Source organism: Streptomyces sp. NBC_01335 (assembly GCF_035953295.1).
GTDB lineage: Bacteria > Actinomycetota > Actinomycetes > Streptomycetales > Streptomycetaceae > Streptomyces.
The window spans coordinates 4,125,053-4,147,377 of the sequence record NZ_CP108370.1; the positions used below are offsets into that span (position 1 = coordinate 4,125,053).

Below are 22,325 nucleotides of genomic sequence, written 5' to 3' on the forward strand. Positions count from 1 at the left end.
TCCACGACCCAGGAGGTGTGCGTGACTCCGCAGATGCCATCGGCGGCGGTCCTCGTCCTGCACGGCGGCCGGGCACAGGGGACAGGACCGCCCCCGCCCGGTCTGCTCAACCTGCCCGGCCTCCGGATGTGGCCGTTCATCCGGTCCCTCGTCCGGGCGACGACCGGCGAACACCGGACCGACGGAGCGGTGGGCCCCGTACTCGTACGCGGCGTGCGGTACGGCCACCGGGGGTGGAACGGCGAGCGCGACGACGCCTTCCACGACGCGGTGCACGCCCTCGACGTGCTCCAGGACGAGGCCGGGGACGTGCCGGTGATCCTGCTGGGCCACTCCATGGGCGCCCGCGCCGCCCTGCGCGCCGGAGGCCACCCGCTGGTCCGCGGGGTCGTCGGCCTCGCCCCCTGGTGCCCGCCCGGCGACCCGGTCACCCAGCTGTCCGGCCGTGACGTGGTGCTGCTGCACAGCACCCGCGACCGGGTCACCAGCCCGCAGGCGACCCAGTCGCTCGTCACCCGCGCCCGCCGCGCCGGAGCCCGTACCTGCCTGATCACCGTGCGCGGCAGCGACCACGCGATGATCCGCCGCGCCCCCGCCTGGCACCGCACCACGACCGAACTCGTCACCGGCCTGCTCGGGCTGAGCCCGGTGCCCGCGCCGGTCGCGGCGGTGCTGCGGCTCCCCGTCAGCGCGGAGGCGACGGCCGGAACGCTGGACTTCGACGGGCTCCCCGCGCGCTGAGCGCCCCGCGTCCCCCGGATGCGGGGCCCCCGGGCGCGGCAGAGGATGGGGTTCCGGCAGGTCACGCGCGAGCGGGCGGGCCGACGACGGCGGCGACGGCGGGAGGTTCCGGTGCAGGGCAGACCCGACGAGGAACCGCCGCCCGTGCCCCCGGCCGACCCGGACGGTCCGGCTTCAGGGGCCGGTGAGACCGTCCCGCCGGGCGTTCCGGACGCGGAGGCCGACGGCGGTCCCGTCCCGCCCGTCGACCTGGAAGCCGTGGCCGCCTTCGCCGACGGCTCCCCCGCCGGGATCGCCGCCTTCGACACCCGCCTGCGGTACGTCTACGTGAACCCGGCCCTGGAACGGTTCAACGGCCTCTCCGCCGCCGCCCACCTCGGCCGCACGGTCCACGAGGTGCTGCCCCAGCTCGACGTGCGCGACCAGGTCATGCAGCTGGTGCTCCGCGACGGGAAGCCCCGCGTCTCCGTCACCCAGGGCCAGTCCTGGGGGATCTCCCGCCACGAGGAGCGCTACTGGCAGGCCGCGTACCACCGGCTGGAGCAGAACGGCGAGCCGGTCGGGATCGCCGTCATCCTGCTGGAGATGAGCGAGATCAAGAACGAGGAACGGCAGCTCGAACGCGCCCGCAGGTACCTCAACCTCCTCGCCACCGCCGCCGTCAACATCGGCACGACCCTCGACATGGACACCACCTGCATGGAACTCGCCGGGTTCGCCGTCCCGGCCCTCGCCGACTTCGCGGCCGTCGAGGTCTTCCCGCCGGAGGTCGGCCACACCGTCCGCCGGGCGCCGGCGGGAATCCTCCGGATGCGGCGTGCCGGCTTCGCCGCCGCCCCCGAGTTCCGCGCGGGGGCGGCGCTCTTCACCCACGCGGGCGAGTACATCGACTTCGAGGAGGACGCGGTCGTCGCCCAGTGCGTGGCGACCAACCAGCCCCTCATCAGGGACCTGGGCGAGGGCAGCGAGTTCGGCCGCGCCGGAGCCACCGCCGAACTGGTCGCCGCCTACCGGGCCTCCGGACTGCGCTCCGCCCTCGTCGTCCCGCTGGCCGCCCGGGGGGTGTCGCTCGGGGTGCTGAGCCTGGTCCGCTCGGAGACGTCACCGGCCTTCGACGACGAGGACGTGCTCGTCGCGGGCGAACTCGCCAACCGGGCCGCCACCGACCTCGACCACGCCCGCCGCTACGCCCGCGAGCACACCATCGCCCGGGAGCTCCAGGCGTCCCTGCTCTCCGAGCCCCGCGGCGCCCACCCGCACGTGGAGGTCGCCACCCGCTATCTGCCCGCCGACCGGAGCGCGGTGGTCGGCGGCGACTGGTTCGACGTCGTACCGCTGCGCGACGGCCGCCACCTCAAGGCCATCGGCGACGTCATGGGGCACGGCGTCGAGGCGGCCGTCGCGATGAGCCACTACCGCTCGCTGCTGCGGATGCTCGCCGGGGAGGACCTGCCCCCGCACCGCATCCTCGAACAGCTCGACGCGATGGTGCAGCGCTCCGGCGTCGACCGGGCGGCCACCTGCCTGCTCGCCGTCGTCGACCGCTACAACGGGCGGTGCGAGGTGGCGAGCGCGGGCCATCTGCCACCCGTCTTCATCGACCCGGACGAACAGAGCTCCCTGGTGGTGCCCGTGGTGCCGGGCCCGCCGCTCGGCATGGGCTTCGGCGGCTACCGCACCCAGGAGGTGCCCTGCCGCCCGGGAACGGTCCTCTTCATGTACACCGACGGTCTCGTGGAGCGCCGGGGCGAGGACATCGACGTCTCCGTACGGCGGCTCGCCACCCTGACCATGCCGGCCAGCGGCGACCTGGAAGACCTGCTGGACCAGGTCCTGGACCGGTTCGGGGCGGGCGCCGACGACGACATCGCCGTGCTCGCCTCCCGCATCCGGGAGGACGTCGGCATCGACTACCTGATGGACGGCCCCCGCCCGCCCTCGGGCCCCCGCCTGCTCCAGGGTGGCGGCGGCCCGCCCTGACCCGCCGGTCCTCCGGTGCTCAGCCCAGCTCCAGGCTGGTGAGCCCGTAGACCCCGCCCCGGTCGAACTCCGGTACCGGCCCCGCGTACATCCGGGCCGTCCCGAACGCCGGCCTCAGCCCCAGCTGCTCCGCGAGCCGCACCCCCACCGGGTTGATGTCGGGCACGTCCACCGCCACCGGCACCCCGGGCGCGGTGGCCGCGAGGGCGCCGAGCAGCGCCGCCGCGACGTCCGGCGAACCCGCGTACAGCGGGCCGACCCGGGAGGCGGCCCGGCAGGCCCGCACCACCCCGAACCCCTCCACCGCACCGTCCTCCTCCCGCACCACCGCGAGCGCCGCGCGGCGCGGCGCGGTGATCCACGCCGCGAGGAAGGCGTCGCGCGGCGCCGGGAAGAACCGCCGGTCGTACGCCGTCAGCCGGTCGAACGGCACCGAGCGGGCATCCATCAGCGCCAGACCCGGCGGGAGCCGCGCCCCGGTCGCCGGGAACCCCTCGTACCGCGCGTTGCTCCACTCCGTGCGGAAGCCGGACCTGCGGTAGTTGGCCTGCTGGTCGGGTACCCCGTCGAGCCCGATGGTGCGCCCGCTCAGGCGTGCCGTACCGGCCCGCCAGGTGCGCAGCCCGTAGCCCTGTCCGCGCAGGTGGGGGCGGGTGAGGTAGAAGCCGAGGAAGGCGTAGCCGGTGCCGTAGCGCACGACCGACACCGAGGTGACGGGCTCCCCGTCGAGCCGGCCGATGAGGAAGCCGCAGGGGTCCGCGGTGAAGAACGGGCCCTCGTCGGCGAGGCCCGGGTTCCAGCCCTCCTCGTGGGCCCAGGCGGCCAGGGTGGGCATGTCGTCGGCGCTCGCGGTGGTGATCTCGAAGGTGGACACGGACCAGTCGTACCCCGGGCGGACGGGCCCGCCGGGGCGGTTTCGCGGGATTCCGGCCCCGATCGGCCCGACGCGCGCCGGAAACTGCCCTAAGGAGTGGCGTGCGCGGACGACTGTTTACGCCGCAGCTGCCGCACCACGATGGCGACGGCGGTGATCATCGGCAGCAGACCCGCGACGGAATCGGCGGCCAGCAGCTTGTCGGCCCCTCCGGTGGTCCGGCGCACCCGCTTCACCGCGCGGACCACGGCGAGGCTGCCGGTACCGACCTTGATCAGCAGGCGCACCTTGGACGGACCCGACGCGGCCGGCTCCCCGGACTCCGGGGTCTCCGCGGTCTTCCCCGCCTTCCCGGGCTCCTCGAAGCCACCGGACCGCTCGTGCCGCCCGTGCTTCCGGGACGTGTCGTGCTTCCCGGCCGTGTCGTGCTTCCCGGACTTCAGGGCCTTGTGGGACCTCTTTCCGGACATCTCGCGTCCCTCCTGTGGCACCGGTCCGGACCCGTGCGCGCGGCCCGGACTCGTACCCGTCCCACGTAACCGGCCTTGCGGACGGCCCGCAAACGCAGCCCGCCCCCTGCCCGCCCGCGCCCCGCTCGTGGCGCGGTGGCAGGGGTGCGCAGGGCTGTGGCGTGCGGTGATCCGCCGCGCCGGGGCGGTCGTCAAGTCGCCCTGCGTGGGGCCGGGTTCGGGGCCGGAACATGACGTAGCCCTTCACGACGGGGGATGCGTGAAGGGCTACGTGTGCATTATGGCCCCGCCCCGCCCCTGGCGACAACTGACCGGTAGGTCAGGTCACTTCGACCGGCCGATCGGTCGTCCGATGTGCCGGGCGGGGCGGTGGGGCCCGAGGAGGGTGGTTGCGCGAGTAACCCCGTGCGGCCCAACGGGTGTGTGTAGAGGGCACGCGGGCGGCGGAGAAAGCTTCGCTCCACGAGACGGGAAAAACTGTCGCGGCTACGATAGAGCCGACTGATCTGGACACAAGTGTTCTGGGACCCGCAGGCGTCCCCGGGGAGCGGACAGGCCGCCCTCCCGGGTCTCGCCCAGGTGGTCCCGGAAGAGGTGCTATGCCCCCGGAAGCCACACCACACGTCGTCGACCGTCTGGACGACGACGACTACCCCGCGTACACGATGGGAAGGGCCGCCGAGATGATCGGCGCGACACCCGCCTTCCTGCGGGCGCTCGGAGACGCCCGGCTGATCACGCCCCTGCGGTCCGAGGGCGGCCACCGCCGCTACTCCCGCTATCAGCTCCGCATCGCGGCCCGTGCCCGGGAGCTGGTGGACAGCGGGACGCCGGTCGAGGCGGCCTGCCGGATCGTGATCCTGGAGGACCAGCTCGAAGAGGCTCTCCGCCTCAACGAAGAGCTGCGCTCCGGCCGGGGCGGACGGCGCTCGGACGGGCCCGGCGGGCCCCCAGGCCCCGAGGAGGCCGGCCACTCCTGAATATCTGCCGCCGCCGAAGCAGATTTACGGGCAATGTGCGGTGAGAATTTATGCCGCCCCGGGCGGAACGTAATTACGTACCGCCCTCTTTCGCTTGCATCGTGCTACGGTTGTTGAAGTTGCAGTTGTGGTTCCCAAGAACTTCACGCGCTCTTGCCGGTCGTACATCGGTGGGTGCGGTTTTGTATTTCCGGTATTCATCCCGGACGGGGTAATCATCACGGCGACGTTGGATACGCACAGTGCGTGTCCGCGGGTTATGCCCCCAAGGAGACTGACATGGCTACTGGAACCGTGAAGTGGTTCAACTCGGAAAAGGGCTTCGGCTTCATCGAGCAGGACGGTGGCGGCGCTGACGTCTTCGCCCACTACTCGAACATCGCCGCCCAGGGCTTCCGCGAGCTGCAGGAGGGCCAGAAGGTGAACTTCGACATCACCCAGGGCCAGAAGGGCCCGCAGGCCGAGAACATCACCCCTGCCTGATCTCGCGCAGACGTTCCACGCAGCTGGGGCCCGCACCTTGGGGTGCGGGCCCCGGCTCGTTGGCGTTTCCGGCCGTGCGGGATGATGTCCCCGGGGGCCGGATTTCTTATTCGCCTGTTCATCCGGCGTTTCTTGTTCTTCGACAGGAGTTCCGCTCCCGGTTCTCCTGTTTTCCGTATTTGTCCCGTTCATCGGCTCGTTCTTGCGATTCTGGGCGCCCTTTCGGTCGTCGCTCTTCACAGAGAATCCCTCGATACGTGCCCATCGAGGAAAGGTTCTGCATGAACCGCGATCGCACGCCCCGCTCGAACGACAGGTTTTCCCGCACCCGATCCGGTGGTTCGTCCTCCGGAGGCTCCGGGTTCGGCGGCGGCCCGAGGTATTCCGGCGGGGGCCGTCCCGGCGGCTCCGGCGGCGGACCGCGCCGCTCCGGCGGCCAGGGCAGCCGCAGGCCCGCGGGCAAGAGCGAGTTCGCCCTGCCCGTCACGATCAACCCGGGCCTCCCGGCGGTCGAGACCTTCGACGCGATGGAGCTGCCCGCACCCCTGAAGGCGACCCTCGTCACCGAGGGCGTGACCGTGCCGTTCCCGATCCAGGCGGCCACCCTCCCCAACTCGCTCGCCGGGCGCGACGTCCTCGGCCGCGGCCGCACCGGTTCCGGCAAGACGCTGGCCTTCGGCCTCGCCCTGCTGGCCCGCACGGAAGGCCGCCGCGCGGACGCCCGCCGGCCGCTCGCCCTGGTCCTCGTGCCCACCCGTGAGCTGGCGCAGCAGGTGACCGACGCGCTCACCCCGTACGCCCGGTCGCTGAAGCTGCGGCTCGCCACCGTCGTCGGCGGTATGTCGATCGGCCGGCAGGCCAGCGCGCTGCGCGGCGGTGCCGAGGTCGTCGTCGCCACGCCGGGGCGGCTCAAGGACCTCATCGAGCGCGGCGACTGCAAGCTGGACCGGGTCACCATCACGGTGCTCGACGAGGCCGACCAGATGGCCGACATGGGCTTCATGCCGCAGGTCACCGAGCTGCTCGACCAGGTGAACCCGGAGGGGCAGCGGATGCTCTTCTCGGCCACCCTCGACAAGAACGTCGACCTGCTGGTCCGGCGCTACCTGCACGACCCGGTCGTGCACTCCGTCGACCCGGCCGCCGGTGCCGTCACCACGATGGAGCACCACGTGCTCTACGTGCAGGGTGCCGACAAGTACGCCACCACCACGGAGATCGCCGCCCGCGAAGGCCGCGTGATCATGTTCCTGGACACCAAGCACGCCGTGGACCGGCTCACCGACCACCTGCTGGCCAGCGGGGTCCGGGCCGCCGCGCTGCACGGCGGCAAGTCGCAGCCGCAGCGCACCCGCACCCTGGAGCGCTTCAAGACCGGGCACGTCACGGTGCTGGTCGCCACGAACGTCGCGGCGCGCGGCATCCACGTCGACAACCTCGACCTCGTGGTGAACGTCGACCCGCCGAGCGACCACAAGGACTACCTGCACCGCGGCGGGCGCACCGCGCGCGCCGGCGAGTCCGGCAGCGTCGTCACCCTGGTGCTGCCCAACCAGCGCCGCGAGATGACCCGGCTGATGCAGGACGCGGGCATCACCCCGCAGATCGCCCAGGTCCGGTCCGGCGAGGCCGAGCTGAGCCGGATCACCGGTGCCCGGACCCCGTCCGGCGTCCCGGTCACCATCACCAGCCCGCCGTCCGAGCGCCCGAAGTCCAAGTCCCGGGGCGGTGCCTTCATGGGCCGCGGCCGGGGTCCGGGCGCCGGTGCCCGCTCCGGCGGCGGCGCCGGCCGGGGCCGCCGCACCGATCTGCCGACGCCCGAGGCGCGCGCCGCCGCCGCGGTGCGCCGGGCCAACCGCGCCGCGTAATCTCCTCTACGGCTACGCCCCCGTCCTCCGGTCCTTCGCGACCGGTGGGCGGGGGCGCTGTCGTGCGTACCGCCGTCAGGTCTTGCGGTCCGGGGCCGCGCCCGGACCCTCCGCGTCCAGGTGCGGCAGCAGCCGGTCCAGCCACCGGGGCGTCCACCAGGCGGCCCGGCCCAGCAGAGTCATCACGGCGGGCACCAGCAGCAGCCGTACGACCGTCGCGTCGATGAGCACGCTGGCGGCGAGGCCCAGGCCCAGCATCTTCACCACGATGTTGTCGCTGATCAGGAACGCCGCGAAGACGCTCACCATGATCAGCGCCGCGCAGGTGATGACCCGGGCGGTGATCTCCAGCGCGTGCGCCACGCTGCCCCGGGGGTCCCCGGTGCGCAGCCAGGCCTCGTGGATGCGGGAGAGCAGGAAGATCTCGTAATCCATGCTCAGCCCGAAGACGATCGCGAACATCATCATCGGGACGTAGCTCTCGACCGGCACCTTCCCCGACACGCCGAGCGCCGGACCGCCCCACCCCCACTGGAAGACGGCGACCACCACCCCGTACGAGGCGGCGATCGAGAGCACGTTGAGGGCCGCCGCCTTCACGGCGACGAGCAGCCCCCGGAACACCACCAGGATCACCAGGAACGCCAGCCCGACGACGACCAGGATGATCAGCGGCAGGCGGCCGGCGACGATGTCCAGGAAGTCGACCTGGGCGGCGGTGGTGCCGGTGACGTACGTCTGCGCCTCGTACCCCGCCACGGCCTTCGGCAGGACGGTGTCCGTGAGGTCGTTGGTCAGGGCGGTGGTCCGCTCGTCCTGCGGGGCGGCGACGGAGTACGCGGTCGCGGTCAGCACGTCCCCGTCCGAGGTGGCGGTGAGCTGCGTGACCGTCGTGGCGTCGGTCACCCCGGCGAGGGCCTGCTGCGCCTGCGAGGAGAGCGCCGCCCGGTCCGCCTGCGGCACGTCGCTCTGGTCGATCACCAGCGTCAGCGGGCCGTTGGAGCCGGGACCGAAGGCGGACGACATCAGGTCGTACGCCCGCCGGTCGGTGAACGACTCCGGGTCGGCGCCGTCGCCGATGTGTCCCAACTGGATGAAGAACAGCGGGAAGGCGAGCACCGCCAGCACCACCACCCCGCCCACCAGGAACCACCAGGGCCGCCGCTCCACCCGCTCCGCGTACCGGTGCCGGCCGCCGTGGACGCTCTCGCCCGGCGCCGCGTCCGTCTCGGCGATCGGCCTGCGCACCCGGACCCGGTCGATGTGCCGGCCGATCAGCCCGAGCAGGGCGGGTACGAGGGTCAGCGCGCCGGTCACCGCGGTGACCACGGTGACCGCCGCCGCGAGCCCCAGCTTCCCGATGAAGCCGATGCCGGACACCCAGAGCCCGGAGAGCGCGATGATCACCGTGCAGCCGGAGAGCAGCACCGCCCGCCCGCTGGTCGCGGCGGCGTTCCCGGCGGCGGTGGCCGGATCCTGGCCGTCCATGAGGTTCTGCCGGTGCCGGGTCACCAGGAAGAGCGCGTAGTCGATGCCGACGCCGATGCCGATCATCGTGGCGAGCGTCGGGGAGACGGTGGCGAACGTCCACACGGCCGCCGGCAGTCCCAGCAGCGCCAGCCCGCACACCGCGCAGAACAACGCCGTGACCAGCGGGAGGAGCGCCGCCAGCAGGCTGCCGAAGCCGATCAGGAGGACGAGGACCGCCACGCCGAACCCGATCGCCTCGCTGGTGCGGTCGTCGGCCTCGGGGCGCGCCAGCTCGCCGAGCGGACCCCCGTACTCCACCTGTGCCCCCGCCGAACGCAGCGGCCGCACCGCCTGGTCCACCCCGTGCAGGTAGTCCGATCCGAGCGTGGAGGGCTGCACGCTGAAACGGACCGTGATGTACGCCGTCTTCCCGTCCGAGGAGAGCGGCCCGGTGTCCGGTGTCCCGGTGGGCGGCGGGGTCGGCCGGGTGCCGGACGGCGGCAGCGGGTTCTGCACGGAGAGCACGTCCGGCAGCTTCTGGAGGCTGCCGACCGCCGAGGAGACCTGGCCGGAGAGGTCGGTGAGGGGCTTGTCCGCGTCGTGCAGGACGATCTGGCTGCTGTACCCGCCGGCCGAGGGCGCGTGCGCCTGGAGGACGTCCAGCCCGTCCTGGGACTGCGTACCGGGGAGCGAGAAGTCGTCGGAGTAGTCACCGCCGTACGCGTGGACGAGCACCTGGAGCCCCGCCGTCGCCACCACCCACACCACCAGCACGACGACGAAGTGCCGGGCGCACCACGCACCGAGGCGGCGCAGGCCGCCGGCGGGGCGCTGCGCACCGCCCTCGCGGCGCGGCGGCGGGACGGACTTCGCGGCCGGTGACGACGGCATGGGACCTCCCGATGGCCTCCCGATGGCGCTCCGTGGCGCGCCATGGCTCCACGGCGCTGCATGGCTCCGTGGCGCTCCAGCTGCACGGCGCTGCATGGCGCTTCATTCAAAGCGTGCCGGGACGGGGCGGCACGCGGGGGCGGGGGGAACGGGTGACGGCGGGGGCCGGGGGGCCGGGCGCAGGTGCGGGGTGGGGAGACCCGGCGGGGGCTGTCCCCACCCCGGGCCTCCCGGCTGCCGGATGGGTGCGCGGCGCTTGGTCAACCACCCTTCTGCCATGGCTACTTACCGGAACAACGCCCTGCTGGCCGCACTCTCCGCCACCGCCGTCGCGGCGACCCTGACCTGCGCCGTCACCCCGGTGGCCCAGGCCGCCCCCGCCCGGCCCGCGCGCACCGCCGCCCCCGCCCTGGAGTGGCGGCCCTGCACCGGCGGGCTCGCCGGACAGGAGTGCGCGGACCTCCCCGTACCGCTGGACTACGCCCGCCCGGACGGTGCCACCCTCACCCTGGCCGTCTCCCGGCTGCGCACCGGCCGGCCCGGCGCCCGGCGCGGCACGCTGGTGGTGATCCCCGGCGGGCCCGGCAGCTCGGGCGTCCAGCGGCTGACGCAGAAGGGCGCGGCGCTGCGGGATTCGACGGAGGGCCGCTACGACCTGGTCTCCCTCGACCCGCGCGGGGTCGGCGGCTCCACGAAGGCCGGCTGCGGGCTCGCCGAGGAGGACCGCATGCTCACCGCCCTGCGGTCCTGGCCCGCCGCCGACGGCTCGATCGACGAGAACATCGCCCGCTCCCGGCGTACCGCCGAAGCCTGCGCGCGCAACGGCGGCGAGGTGCTCCGCAGCTTCACCAGCGCCAACCAGGTCCGCGATCTCGACCGGTTCCGGCAGGCCCTCGGCGAACGGAAGATCTCGGCGTGGGGCGTCTCGTACGGGACCTACATCGGGGCCCAGTACGCGCAGGCGTACCCCGGCCGGGTCGACCGGCTGGTGCTCGACAGCAGCGGCGACCCCGACCCGGCGCGCGTCGAGCGCGGCTGGCTGGCGAACATGGCGCGCGGCGCCGCCGACCGCTTCCCCGACTTCGCCGCCTGGGCCTCCGACCCGGCCCGCGAGACGGACGGACTGCGGCTCGCCGAGCGCCCCGAGGACGTCGGACCGCTGCTCCTGGACCTCGCCGCGCGCCTCGACCGGGCCCCCCGGGAGTCGAGCGTGCCGGGCGCCCCGCTCACCGGGAACGGCCTGCGCCAGGAGCTCCAGAACGCCCTGTACTCCGACAGCGCGTTCGCCGGGTTCGCCGCGCTGGTGCGGTCCGTGCAGGACCCGCAGGCCGTGCCGGTACTGCCGCCGGAGCTGGTCCACCCGCTGCCGGACCAGGACGCGGCGCTGATGGTCGCGGTGATCTGCAACGACGTGACGTGGCCCGCCGGCACCGGCGCGTACCGCGAGGAGGTCGCCGCCGACCGGGAGCGGTACCCGCTGACCGCCGGGATGCCCGCCAACATCACCCCCTGCTCGTTCTGGCGGAACCAGCCGGCCCGCGAGCCGGCCACGCTCACCGCCGACGGCCCCTCGGACATCCTGATGATCCAGAGCCTCCGCGACCCCGCCACCCCGTACAGCGGCGCCCTGAAGATGCGCGCGGCACTCGGCGCGAAGGCCCGCCTCGTCACCGTCGGGCACGGCGGCCACGGGATGTACCTCGGCAACGGCAACGCCTGCGGCGACCGGACCGTGAACACCTTCCTCACCACCGGCCGGCGGCCGGCGCGGGACGCGTACTGCGCGGACTGAGGCTTCCACCGGCTCCCGTGGACGGGGACGGGCCGCCGGGGCGTGTCCGTCCCTCGTGGGTGGGGGGCGGACATACCGGGGCGTGTCCGTCCCCCGCCCGGGCGGCGGGCTCTTGCAGGATGCGAACGGTGGACAACCCCGGCACCCTCATCCTGATCATGGCCATGGCCGCCCTTGCGCCGCTGCTCGCCGCCTCCGTCTCGCGGCTGCTCTCCGTACCCGTGGTGATCTTCGAGATCCTGCTGGGCATCCTGATCGGCCCGGACGTCCTCGACTGGGCCCACCACGACCAGGTGATCGACGCCCTCTCCGACCTGGGCCTGTCGATGCTGATCTTCCTCGCCGGGTACGAGATCCGGTTCGCGGACGTCGGCGGCCCGGTGCTGCGGCGGGCGGGCGGTGCCTGGGTGGTCTCGCTCGTCCTCGGGCTCGGCATCTCCCTGGCGCTCAACGGCGGTGACCTCGCCCGGAGCCTGGTCATCGGCACCGCCCTCACCAGCACCGCGCTCGGCGCCGTCCTGCCGATCCTGCGCGACTCGGGGCGGCTGGAAGGCCGGTTCGGGACGGTGGTCACCGGGTTCTGCGCGGTCGGCGAGTTCGGCCCGATCATCGCGATGGCCCTGCTCTTCAGCGGGCGCAGCCCCGGAGCGGCGAGCGTGGTGCTGGCCGTGTTCGCGGTGGTGACGGCCGGCGCCGTCTGGTGGGCGTCCAGGCCCCGGCCGGCCTGGTTCGGCCGTCTCGTCGCCACAACCCTGCACAGCAGCTCCCAATTCGCGGTGCGCTACGTGATGCTGCTGCTCGCCGCGATGCTCGGCCTCTCCGAACTCTTCGGCCTGGACACTCTCCTCGGCGCGTTCGCCGGGGGCATGCTGACCCGGATCATCCTCCGGGGCTCGGTGCCGGAGAGCAGCGGGACGATCCTCTCCAAGGTCGAAGCCATCGGCTTCGGATTCCTCGTGCCGTTCTTCTACGTCGTCACCGGGATCGACTTCGACCTCCGGGCCCTCCTCGACGGCGGACGCCCCCTGGCCCTCCTCCCCGTCTTCCTGCTCCTCTTCCTGGTGGTGCGCGGCGGCCCCGTCTTCGCGTTCGCACCTCCCGACCTGTCCTCGCGCCCGGAGCGCGGTGCGCTCGCCCTGTACGCGGCCACCTGCCTGCCCCTCGTCGTCGCCATCACCACGATCGGCCTCGACGAGAAGGTGATCGGTACGGGGGAGGGCGCGGCGCTGGTCGGCGCGGCCATGGTCTCCGTCCTGGTGTTCCCGCTGCTGGCGCCGTGGCTGCTGGAGCGGAAGGAGGGCCCGGACGCGGGGGCCGGGGGCGCCCGGGCGGAGCGGGGCGGGGAGGCGTGGTGAGGGGCCCGGTGAGGGGGCGGGGCCGGGAGGTTCGAGGGGGCGGGGCCGGGCGGGGCCCGGGGGCCTCGTCCGACCCGTGTCCCGTACAACCTCGCAGGTCATCGGGGTCGGGCCGACTTCACCCGGATGCCCCGCTCTCCTGCGAAGTCCGGCGCGGCGACGCAGGGTGGACCCATGTGGTCCCGCCGATTGGCCGCAGGAGCCGTACTCCTGACCCTGGCCTTCCTGATACTCCAGGACGGCCCCGCCGCGCATGCTCCCCCTCCGGAGCGCGCCGCCGCCGTCGCCCCGGAGCGCATTCGGGTGCCCGCCGCACCCCCGATCGTCAGCCGCGCCCAATGGCACGCCGACGAGAAGATCGTGAAGGAGAAGGCGCAGTACACCGGGGCCGCCCGGGCCGTCTTCATCCACCACACGAACAACGGCAACCGGTACGACTGCGCCGACGCCCCCGAGATGATGAAGGCCGTCCAGGCCGACCACGTCAACGACGAGGGCTGGGACGACATCGGCTACAACTTCGTCGTCGACCGCTGCGGCACCATCTACGAAGGCCGCGCCGGCGGAGTCACCCGCCCGGTGCGCGGCGCCCACACCAAAGGCTTCAACGCCGACACCGTCGGCATAGCCGCCCTCGGCACCTTCACCGACCCGAACACCCCCGTACCGCAGCCCATGCTGGACGCCATCGAGCGCATCGCCGCGTGGAAGCTGCGCCCCGGCACCGACCCGCGCGGCGACGTCATCCTGACCTCCACCAACAGCGAAAGCCTCTACCCCAAGGGCAACCACGCCGACCTGCAGGTCATTTCGGGCCACCGCGACAGCTACGGCACCGACTGCCCCGGCGAGGCGCTGTACGCCAAGCTCCCCGAAATCCGCGAGAAGACCGCCGCCCTCCGCAAGGCCGTCAGCGGCAGCGCGGACCTCCTCCCGGCGAAGGCCCAGGCGGCACGGAAGCAGCCTGCGCGGCGGTGAGGGGCGGGGCGGCGGCCCGTCGGTGGGTGCCTCAGCCCTTCGCCCGCTCCTGCGCGCTGCGCTCGACGCACAGCTCGTTGCCCTCCGGATCGTGCAACGTCACCCACCCGGCACCGCCCGGCTTCCGGTGGTCCTCGTACAACGTGGCCCCGAGACCCACCAACCGGGCCACCTCCTCGTCCCGGGTGCGGTCCTGGGGCTGGAGGTCGAGGTGCAGCCGGTTCTTGACCGACTTCCGGTCCTCGACCGCGACGAACAGCAACGCGTGCGCGCCCGCCGTGACCGAAGCCTCGGGGTCCCCCGGAAAGTCGTCCTCGGCGAGCTTGCCGCCCAGGGCGGCGGCCCAGAAACTCGCGAGCGTGTGCGGATCGGCGCAGTCGACGGTGATGTGGCGTATCGCAGAAGTCATGGGACCCAGCCGATCACGGGAGGGGGCCGGTGCGCAGGGGATTGTTACGTGCGGGGCCTCGGACGGGGTGGACCGTGGGGAGCTTCGTCGCGGGTGACGGGAGGTTGGTGCAGTCCTGGTCGGCCAGGGCGCGCACGCCCACCCGGCCCTTGGGGAAGGTGGTGTCGGTGACGTCCGCTACCGCGCCCGCGCCTCCCGCGAACCGTTGCCGCGGGCGTAGTGGTGGGCGGCGGCGACCGAGGCCATGAGTTCGGCGTCCAGGAGGGACGGGTCGGCCAGGCGGGTCGGGGCCGCGTAGGAGGCGAAGAGGGCCTTGGTCACGCGGAGGGCGGACTCGGGACGGCGGACGATCGGTTTGGTCCATTCGGCGACCGCCCGGTCGAGTTCGGACTCGGGCGAGACCTTCTGGAGGACGGAGAGTTCGTACGCCTCCTGGGCGTCGAAGACGCGGCCGGTGAGGATCAGTTCGCGGGCGCGGGCGGCGCCGATCTCGTTGATCAGGCGGGGGAGTACGCCGCCCCAGGCGGTGGGCAGGCCGAGGGCGAGTTCGGGGAGGCGGAAGGTGGTGGTGTCGGCGCCCACGCGCAGGTCGCAGGCGAGGGCGAGCGCGAGGCCGGCGCCGATGACCTTGCCCTGGACGCGGGCGACGGTGACCGCGGGGCAGCCGGTGAGGGCCTCGCAGACGCGGCGGGCCTTGTCGCCGGCGATGCGGATGCCGCTCCCGGTGGGGTCCTCGTCGAGCCAGTCCGCGAACTCGTTGCGGTCGCCGCCCAGGCTGAAGTCGGTTCCGGCGCCGCTCAGGACGAGGACGCGCACCTCCGGGTCCGGTACGGCGAGGACGGTCAGCAGGTCGTCGAGCATCCCTTCGGTGACCGTGTTGCCCTCGGCGGGGCGGTCCAGTTCGACGCGGAGTACGGGGCCTTCGCGCAGCGTGCGTATGGTGCCGGTGCGGCGGCCGTAGGGCGAGAGGAATTCGGAGAGCGGGAGTTTCATGTCGTCACATTCGTGTCGTCACGCCGAGAGAGGTCACGCGTCGGAAGACCATCCGGGAGGCGTACGTGGCGGGGGTGGAGACCCGGATGTCCGGGAAGCGGTCGAGGAGCTGGACGAGGAGGGAGCGGGCTTCCAGCCGGGCGAGGGCCGCGCCGAGGCAGTAGTGGACGCCGCCGCCGAAGGTGAGGTGGTTGCCCCGGCGCCCGATGTCGAAGGTGAGCGGGTCCTCGTTGCGGCGCGGGTCGTGATTGGCTGACCCGTACATGACATGCACCATGGCGTCCTTCGGGACGGTGACGCCCGCGAGTTCGGTCTCCTCGGCGGCGACCCGGGTGTTGATGGCGATCGGCGGGTCGTAGCGGAGGACCTCCTCCAGCGCGTCGTCGACCAGCTCGGGACGCGCGCGCAGCGTCGCCCAGCGCTCGGGGTCGCCGGCCAGCAGGGCCACGACGGAGGAGAGCAGGGTGGCGGTGGTCTCCAGGGAGGCGATGGTGACGAACATGGTGAGCCGGTAGAGGATCTCGTCGGCCGTCTCCCGGTCCGGTTCCATCGCGTCCCAGGTGTGGATCCAGCCGGTGAGGACATCGTGGCTGGGCCGCTCGCGACGCTCCTGCACCAGCTGGGTGAAGTACTTCCGCAGGTGCGCGGTGGCGTCGGCGGAGACGGCCAGCTCGCTGCGGTTCGGCAGCAACTCCTGTGCGTGCACCTGGTTGTGGGTGATCTCCAGGATGTGGTCGTGGTCCTCGGCGGGGATGCCGAGCCAGCCGCCGATGGTGGAGATGGGGAGCCGATCGCTCACCAGGGAGACGAAGTCGGCCTCGCCGCCGCCGTCGAGCGCCCCGGCGAGGCCGTCGAGCAGCCCCCGGACGTGCTCCTCGACCTGCGGGGTGAGCCGCTCGATCGTCGTACGGTCGAAGAGGTTGCCGAGACTGCGCCGCTGGCAGGTGTGTTCCGGGGCGTTGAGACGCGCGAGGGTCTTGGTCATCTCCTGGGTGGCGACGGCGCCCCAGCGTCCGGCGTCCTCCTGGCGTTCCTGCCAGGCGAAGTCGGGCGCCAGCCAGCCGCGCCCCCGGAGTACCTGGTTCGCGGAATCGAAGCCGGTGACGAAGTACCCGCCCCAGGGAGCGGGGACCACGTCACCCATGCCCCGCAATTCGGCGAGCAGGGGAAAGGGGTTCGCCTGCCCGGCCGGTGATTTGAGAGCGCGCAGAAGGGTGACCAGTGCCCGACGGTCGACGACGGGCTTGGGTATGCCACTTTTCGCGCTCACGGAGAGTTCCTTGTCCTGGGCGGCCGGTTACCGCCCAGAACCTACCCTCGGGCACGTCCCGCTCATGCGCCGATCTTTGTTGGCCATGTCACAGGCATATGCCTCAGGAATGGTCAATTCATACGCGGAAGACGTCGAGGAAAGAGCTCCACCAGCCCTTGTTCTTCTTCGGCGTGTCGGCCGCGTGGTGACGGGGCGTCACCTGGGCGGTGTCCGACGAGACCCTGGTGGCAGCGGTGTGCTGATGATGCGTCACACCGTGACGGGCCGCCGTGGGGGTGAAGACCACCGGCAGGGACACCAGCGCGCGGTGGAACGGCCCCGGCCGCCACTCGACGGCCGACGGGTGCACCGCGAGAGCGATGTCCGGTACGGAGTTGAGCACCTTCTCGATGGCGGTGAGGGCGATCAACTGGGCCGGGGACTTCGCCGGGCACGCGTGCGGGCCGGCGCCCCAGGCGAGATGGGCGCCCTTCGCCATGGTCTCGCGGGCGGCGCTGAGGTCCGGGTCGCTGTTGGCGGCGGCGAAGCTGATCAGTACGGGCGAACCCGCCTTCAGGATCATGCCGTTCAGGTCGACGTCCTGGACGGGGTAGTGCGTCGCGTAGTTCGCGATCGGCGGGTTGTTCCAGAGCACCCCGTCGATGGCGTCCTCCACGAGGAGACCGCCGCCCCGGCGGCCGCCCCGGTCCGTGTCGCCCGCCAGCATGGCGAGCAGCGCGTTGGCGATCAGGTTGCGCTCCGGCTCGACGCCCGCGCCCATCAGCACGACGAGCTGGTCCTTGAGTTCCTCGTCGCTGAGCCCGGCCGGGTGCTGGATGAGCCAGGAGGTGATGTCCTCGCCGGGTTGCCGCCGCTTGAGGGAGACGAGCTCCATCAGGCATTCCGTCAGGCGGGCGTTGGCGTTCAGCACGTCCTCGCCGTCGAAGATGGCGGACATGTCGCGGGTCAGCCGGTCACCAATGTCGCCCGGGCAGCCGAAGAGCTGGTTGAAGAGCAGCAGCGGCAGCAGCTTCGCGTAGTCGCCGAGGAGGTCGGCGCTGCCCCGCTCGATGAACTGGTCGACCAGGTAGTCCCCGATGCGCTCCACGTCCCGCCGCAGCCGGCTGGGGTTCAGCCGGGCGAGGCTCTCGGTGACCGCCTTGCGCAGCCGCAGGTGCTCGGTGCCGTCCGTGAAAAGGCAGTTGGGCCGGTACGCCATCATCGGCAGCACCGGGCTGTCGAGCGGGACCTGCCCCTCGCGCAGAGCGGTCCACCGCCGGGAGTCCCGCGCGAAGAGCGACGGGTTCTGGAGGACCCGGAGCGCCGCCTCGTGCTGGACCACCAGGGTGGCGTCCACGCCGGGAGCCAGCTCGATCGGTGCCGCGGCTCCGTGTGCGCGCAGCGCCTCGTACACGCGATGCGGATCGGCCGCGAACTCAGGGCCGTAGAGCGACGTCTGTCGCCCCTGGTGCATCGGGCACCCGGAGGGGGCGCCGTGCGGGTTGGCTCCCGGCGACGGGTCCATGTCTCTTCCTCGGTGTGAAGGCGGGCCGGAACCGGCCCGTGGTGGTGGGGCTCTAAGGGGGTCAGGCGACGCGGGCGAGCAGGTGCTGCACCAGCGTGATCAGGGCCTGCGCGGACGACTTCTGGTCACGCGCGTCGCAGTGGATCACCGGAGTGTCCGGCAGCAGGTCGAGCGCCTCGCGGAGCTCGTCCTCGCTGTGCTGCGTCGCGGGGTCGAAGCTGTTCACGGCGACCGCGTACTCCAGGCCGTACCGCTCGACCAGGTCGATCACCGGGAAGGTGTCGGCGAGTCGGCCCGGGTCGATCAGCAGCAGAGCGCCGAGCGACCCGCGCGCCATGTCCTCCCAGAGCTGCACGAACCGCTGCTGGCCCGGGGTGCCGAACAGGTACAGCACCAGTTCGTCGCTGAGCGTCAGACGGCCGAAGTCCAGCGCGACCGTCGTCGTCTCCTTGCCGGGAGCGCTCCGCAGGTCGTCCAGGTGGGCGGCGGCCTGCGTCATCCGCTCCTCGGTGCGCAGCGGAGTGATCTCGGAGAGCGTGCCGATGAGCGTGGTCTTGCCCACGGCGAAATGTCCGACGACGAGGATCTTCGCCGCGCGCTGGACCGCGTCCGGCACATAGATGTTCTCAGCCGAAACGGACGTGGAGTCCATGCAACACCTCTTCGAGGATCTTCCGGTCGACGAGTTGGGCGGCGGGCGGGGCCTTGCGCCGGATCAGGTGGCCCTGTTCCGCTAAATCCTGGAGCAGCAACCGGGCCACCCCTACGGGCTGCTGGAGGTGGCCGGCCACCTCCGCGACCGAGAGGTAACCGCCGGAGCAGAGCTCCCAGATCGCCCGGACCTCGGGGCCCGCCTGCGCGGGCATCTCCCGGTCCGGGGCGATGGTGACGAGCGTGACGAGGGAGAGTGCATCCGCGTCGGGCAGACCGCGCCCGCCGGTGATGACGTACGAGCGGACGAATCCGCTGGAGACGGCCTCTTCCTCGCCCCGGGCCGTCATGCGTCGCTTCCCGCCGTCTGGCGAGGAGGTGTGCTCATCGCCTTCCCGACCGCTCCGACCTGTTGCTGCATGCGGAACGACATGGCTTCCATGTCCACGTCGGCGGCCGCCGCGGCCGCCAGATAGGCGCCGCTTCCGGCGGCTATGAGGAAGATCCAGCCGTCCTCGTACTCCAGCAGCGTCTGCCGCCACTGTCCGGGCGCGCGGGTGCCGATGAAGGGGGCGACGGCCCGGCTCAGCGACTGCATCGAGCTCATGGCGGCGGCGACCGTCTCGGCGTCGTCACGGCCGATGTCGGCCGAACTGGCCAGCAGCAGGCCGTCGGCGGACACGAGGATGGCGTGTCGGGCGCCGGGTACTTGGAGCACGTCGTCGAGTACCCACGACAGGTCGGGATTCACTGGTTCTCGGTTCCTTCCATCGTCGTGTCACGTCCGGACCGCGTGCCTCGCTGGAACGCGCCGAGCCGGGAGGCCGTCTCGTGGTTGCTGCGGACCGGAGCCGGTTCGGCCGCCGCCGTGGGCAGGACGGAGACCGGGCTCTGACGGCGGCGCTTGGGCAGACCGCCGGCGGTGGTGGCCGGCGGCGCGGTGGGCGCGAAGGGCTCCTGCCGTGCGGCGTCGGGGAACAGCGGGGTCGGGGCGGTCGGAGCCGTACGCGTCGGGAGCGACGGCACGGACGGAGCCGAGGTCTCCCGGGTGACCGGCACGGGGATCGGCGGCACGTCGCCGGTCAGCAGCTCGTCGGGGAGCAGAACCACCGCGCGTACACCTCCGTAGGGGGATACGGAGTCCACCGAAACCTTGAACCCGTAGCGGGCGGCCAGCAGGCCGGAGACGGCGAACCCGAACTGAGGGGGGATGCCCAGGCTGGAGACGTTGATCTCCGCGCGGGGGTCGAGCAGGGAGCCCGCGCGGTCCTTCTCCTCCTGGCCCATGCCGAGACCGGCGTCGTCCACGATGAGGCAGACGCCCGAGGGCACGGCCTGGATGTTGATCTCGACCGGGGTGCCCGGGGCGGAGTAGTTGGTGGCGTTGGCCATCAGCTCGGCGAGGACCACGGCGACCGGCTCGACGGCCTTGCTGACCACCGAGAAGTTCACCTGCCCGTTGATCCGGACCCGGTCGAAGTGCCGGATACGGCCCTGGGCGCTGCGGGCCACGTCGAAGACGGAGGCGACGGTCTCGCGGCGGCCGAGCCAGCCGCCGCAGAGCACGGCGATGCCCTGTGCCCGGCGGCCGAACTGGCTGTTGGTGTGGTCGATCGCCATGAGGTCGGCGAGGATCTGCGGATCGTCGCCGTACTTCGTCTGAGCCTTCTCGATGACGACCTGCTGCTGGTCGGCGAGGCCCTGGAGGGTACGCACGGCCGCCTTGAGGACGGCCTTGGTCTCCTCCTCGGCGTCCTTGCGGACATCGGCCAGCTCAGCGGCGTGCCGGTGCAGGAGGCCGGTCTGTGCGGCCTGCCACTCGTCGCGCTGCCGCCACAGGCCCTCGCGCTCGGTTCTGAGCTCGTTGGTCTGCCTGCGCAGTCTGATATTGGTTTTACGAGCCCGCAGCACGGCGCCAACGGCGACCAGTGCTACGACCATCAGTGCCCAGAGGACAGCGTCCTGTGGAAATGTCATGAGACTCACTTCAAGTGCCATGGCTACGGATACGGCTTGACGTCCCCGTGCCTGCCGCATTCCCTGGCTCAACGAGCCCTGGACTGCGCCATGCAGGGAATGCCCCTCCGAAGTCGGGGCCGAGGTTGTCACCCCTTGCGGGACGCCCCCCATACGCCATCAGCCCACTGGAAGTCAGTTGATCTTACACAGCTGGCATATGTAAGTGTGAATTGGTGAACGCTAGTTGCGTGGTCTCGACCGAATATGCGCATTTATGATCCACCGTCATATGCGGGCGGAGTGCGGGGGGATGTCCGTTCGTGGTGGCCGACGGTGCGTTGGTGACACGTGTGTCCATGGCGCGCGGGCGTCGGCGCGATTTCGGCGCGGGGCGCGTGAGATGGCCGTTCGGTGGCGTGCGTGGTCGTCCGGGGAGCGACGCGCGGAGGTGGTGGCGGGTGTGGGGATCGTGCGGGGATGCGGTGGGGGTCGTGGGGGGACACGGCGGGCCGCTTTGCGGGGGCGGGGTGGGGCGGGGGTGTCGGGATGCTCGCGCGTGCTCGCGCGTGCTCGCGTGTGCTCGGGGCTCGGGGCTCGGGGCTCGGGGCTCGGGGCTCGGGGCTCGGGGCGGCCGGGTGCGGCCGGATGAGCTTCAGACCGCGATGACGGTCACGCCCGCTTCGCGGAACCCGGCCGCCGCCTCGTCGCCGATGGCGGTGTCGGTCACCAGCACGTCGATCCGGCGCAGTTCGCAGACCCGGGCGAAGGCCCGGCGGCCGATCTTCGAGGAGTCGGCCGCCACGATCACCCGCTGAGCGCGCTCGGCCAGCAGCCGGTTGACGGCGGCCTCGCCCTCGTGGTGGACGTACGCGCCCTCCCGGACGTCGATCGCGTTGACGCCCAGTACGGCGATGTCGAGCGTGATCTCCTGCAACACCCCGCTCGCCAGCGGCCCGGTGAGCTCGTACGACTGGGGGCGGGCGACTCCGCCGGTCACCACCGTCTTGATCTGCGGCCGGATCACCAGCTCGTTCGCGATGTTCAGGGCGTTGGTCACCACGGTCAGCGCGGGCGGGGCGCTGCTGCCTGCCGCGCTGTCGCCGCCGATGTCCGTACGTACCGAGAGGCCGCGCGCGACCTCGGTGACCGTCGTGCCGCCGGTCAGACCCACCACGCCGCCCGCCGGAACCAGGTCGGCCACGGCGCGGCCGATGCGCTGCTTCTCCGAGGCGTGGCGCGCCGTCTTGTACCGCAACGGGAGTTCGTACGAGACCCCGTGCGCGACCGCGCCGCCCCGGGTCCGGGTGAGCATCTGCTGCTCGGCGAGCTGGTCCAGATCCCGGCGGATGGTCGCGGCCGACACCTCCAGGGTCGTCGCGGCCTCTTCCACCTCCACCCGGCCGTGCGCGGCGAGCAGTTCCAGCAGGGCGTTCCACCGGGCGTCCCTGGACACAGGCGCTCTCCTCGGATGTGTGTGGCGTGCGGGGTGTGGCGTGCGGGGTGTGGCGTGCGGGGTCTGACGTACGGGGTGTGGCGTGCGGGGCTCCGGGGTGGCCCGCAGGGGGAAAACCGGACAGGCGCAAGCCTGACACGAGCAGCGGAAATGATCGAACGATGAAAGAAGTGGGGGTGCACATGCTTGAAAATGCTCGAT

Annotated in this window: 20 protein-coding genes; 8 read left to right on the forward strand and 12 right to left on the reverse strand. The window is 72.4% G+C overall.

Annotation, left to right across the window (positions count from 1 at the left end; genetic code table 11):
- Positions 1 to 21 precede the first annotated feature (21 nt).
- Together OG599_RS17710 and OG599_RS17715 are read left to right on the forward strand one after the other, a co-directional pair.
- Positions 22 to 741: an alpha/beta hydrolase gene (locus OG599_RS17710; RefSeq protein ID WP_327176943.1), complete on the forward strand. Its 720-nt coding sequence runs from the start codon at positions 22 to 24 to the stop codon at positions 739 to 741.
- A gap of 258 nt (positions 742 to 999) precedes the next feature.
- Complete coding sequence (locus OG599_RS17715; protein WP_327180076.1) at positions 1,000 to 2,721, forward strand: SpoIIE family protein phosphatase; 1,722 nt, start codon at positions 1,000 to 1,002, stop codon at positions 2,719 to 2,721.
- Between the two features lie 19 nt (positions 2,722 to 2,740).
- Here the strand turns inward: OG599_RS17715 and OG599_RS17720 are convergent, their stop codons facing one another.
- Entirely contained in the window at positions 2,741 to 3,595 is an 855-nt protein-coding gene (locus OG599_RS17720) for a GNAT family N-acetyltransferase (RefSeq protein WP_327176944.1), read from the reverse strand.
- Positions 3,596 to 3,684: 89 nt separating this feature from the next.
- Positions 3,685 to 4,065 carry a hypothetical protein gene (locus tag OG599_RS17725; RefSeq protein WP_327176945.1) on the reverse strand — a complete coding sequence of 127 codons (381 nt, stop codon included), beginning with the start codon at positions 4,063 to 4,065 and terminating at the stop codon, positions 3,685 to 3,687.
- A 599-nt stretch (positions 4,066 to 4,664) separates the two neighbouring features.
- On the opposite strand from OG599_RS17725, the gene OG599_RS17730 reads away from it, so the two are divergent.
- The 3 genes from OG599_RS17730 to OG599_RS17740 all read left to right on the forward strand — a co-directional run bounded on the left by OG599_RS17730 (position 4,665) and on the right by OG599_RS17740 (position 7,396).
- On the forward strand, positions 4,665 to 5,045 hold the full coding sequence (locus OG599_RS17730) for a MerR family transcriptional regulator (RefSeq protein ID WP_327176946.1): 381 nt from the start codon (positions 4,665 to 4,667) through the stop codon (positions 5,043 to 5,045).
- A gap of 279 nt (positions 5,046 to 5,324) precedes the next feature.
- A complete protein-coding gene (locus tag OG599_RS17735; protein WP_266706811.1) occupies positions 5,325 to 5,528 on the forward strand; it encodes a cold-shock protein in 204 nt (67 codons plus the stop codon).
- Between the two features lie 281 nt (positions 5,529 to 5,809).
- Positions 5,810 to 7,396 carry a DEAD/DEAH box helicase gene (locus OG599_RS17740; RefSeq protein ID WP_327176947.1) on the forward strand — a complete coding sequence of 529 codons (1,587 nt, stop codon included), beginning with the start codon at positions 5,810 to 5,812 and terminating at the stop codon, positions 7,394 to 7,396.
- 75 nt (positions 7,397 to 7,471) lie between these two features.
- Here the strand turns inward: OG599_RS17740 and OG599_RS17745 are convergent, their stop codons facing one another.
- A complete protein-coding gene (locus tag OG599_RS17745) occupies positions 7,472 to 9,757 on the reverse strand; it encodes an MMPL family transporter (protein ID WP_327176948.1) in 2,286 nt (761 codons plus the stop codon).
- A 277-nt stretch (positions 9,758 to 10,034) separates the two neighbouring features.
- Here OG599_RS17745 and OG599_RS17750 point away from each other — a divergent pair, with 277 nt between their 5' ends.
- From OG599_RS17750 to OG599_RS17760, 3 genes are all read left to right on the forward strand, one after another.
- Positions 10,035 to 11,549: an alpha/beta hydrolase gene (locus OG599_RS17750; RefSeq protein ID WP_327176949.1), complete on the forward strand. Its 1,515-nt coding sequence runs from the start codon at positions 10,035 to 10,037 to the stop codon at positions 11,547 to 11,549.
- A 128-nt stretch (positions 11,550 to 11,677) separates the two neighbouring features.
- Entirely contained in the window at positions 11,678 to 12,904 is a 1,227-nt protein-coding gene (locus OG599_RS17755; RefSeq protein WP_327176950.1) for a cation:proton antiporter, read from the forward strand.
- 174 nt (positions 12,905 to 13,078) lie between these two features.
- On the forward strand, positions 13,079 to 13,882 hold the full coding sequence (locus OG599_RS17760; protein ID WP_327176951.1) for a peptidoglycan recognition protein family protein: 804 nt from the start codon (positions 13,079 to 13,081) through the stop codon (positions 13,880 to 13,882).
- A 31-nt stretch (positions 13,883 to 13,913) separates the two neighbouring features.
- On the opposite strand, the gene OG599_RS17765 is transcribed toward OG599_RS17760, so the two are convergent.
- The 9 genes from OG599_RS17765 to OG599_RS17805 all read right to left on the reverse strand — a co-directional run bounded on the left by OG599_RS17765 (position 13,914) and on the right by OG599_RS17805 (position 22,124).
- The gene (locus tag OG599_RS17765; RefSeq protein ID WP_327176952.1) at positions 13,914 to 14,291 is read right to left on the reverse strand and encodes a VOC family protein; all 378 of its coding nucleotides are present in this window, start codon (positions 14,289 to 14,291) and stop codon (positions 13,914 to 13,916) included.
- 177 nt (positions 14,292 to 14,468) lie between these two features.
- Positions 14,469 to 15,284, reverse strand: coding sequence for an enoyl-CoA hydratase/isomerase family protein (locus OG599_RS17770; protein WP_327176953.1), 816 nt, complete (start codon positions 15,282 to 15,284; stop codon positions 14,469 to 14,471).
- 4 nt (positions 15,285 to 15,288) lie between these two features.
- On the reverse strand, positions 15,289 to 16,428 hold the full coding sequence (locus OG599_RS17775) for a cytochrome P450 (protein ID WP_327180077.1): 1,140 nt from the start codon (positions 16,426 to 16,428) through the stop codon (positions 15,289 to 15,291).
- A 244-nt stretch (positions 16,429 to 16,672) separates the two neighbouring features.
- On the reverse strand, positions 16,673 to 18,061 hold the full coding sequence (locus tag OG599_RS17780) for a cytochrome P450 (protein WP_327176954.1): 1,389 nt from the start codon (positions 18,059 to 18,061) through the stop codon (positions 16,673 to 16,675).
- 61 nt (positions 18,062 to 18,122) lie between these two features.
- A complete protein-coding gene (locus OG599_RS17785) occupies positions 18,123 to 18,713 on the reverse strand; it encodes a GTP-binding protein (protein ID WP_327176955.1) in 591 nt (196 codons plus the stop codon).
- Positions 18,688 to 19,062, reverse strand: coding sequence for a DUF742 domain-containing protein (locus OG599_RS17790; RefSeq protein WP_327176956.1), 375 nt, complete (start codon positions 19,060 to 19,062; stop codon positions 18,688 to 18,690). The genes OG599_RS17785 and OG599_RS17790 overlap by 26 nt, the downstream gene beginning before the upstream one ends.
- A complete protein-coding gene (locus OG599_RS17795; RefSeq protein WP_327176957.1) occupies positions 19,059 to 19,463 on the reverse strand; it encodes a roadblock/LC7 domain-containing protein in 405 nt (134 codons plus the stop codon). The genes OG599_RS17790 and OG599_RS17795 overlap by 4 nt, the downstream gene beginning before the upstream one ends.
- Positions 19,460 to 20,689 (reverse strand): ATP-binding protein, encoded by a 1,230-nt coding sequence (locus OG599_RS17800; protein ID WP_327176958.1) that lies wholly within the window; start codon positions 20,687 to 20,689, stop codon positions 19,460 to 19,462. The genes OG599_RS17795 and OG599_RS17800 overlap by 4 nt, the downstream gene beginning before the upstream one ends.
- Before the next feature lie 634 nt (positions 20,690 to 21,323).
- Positions 21,324 to 22,124, reverse strand: coding sequence for a DeoR/GlpR family DNA-binding transcription regulator (locus tag OG599_RS17805; RefSeq protein WP_327176959.1), 801 nt, complete (start codon positions 22,122 to 22,124; stop codon positions 21,324 to 21,326).
- Positions 22,125 to 22,325 lie beyond the last annotated feature (201 nt).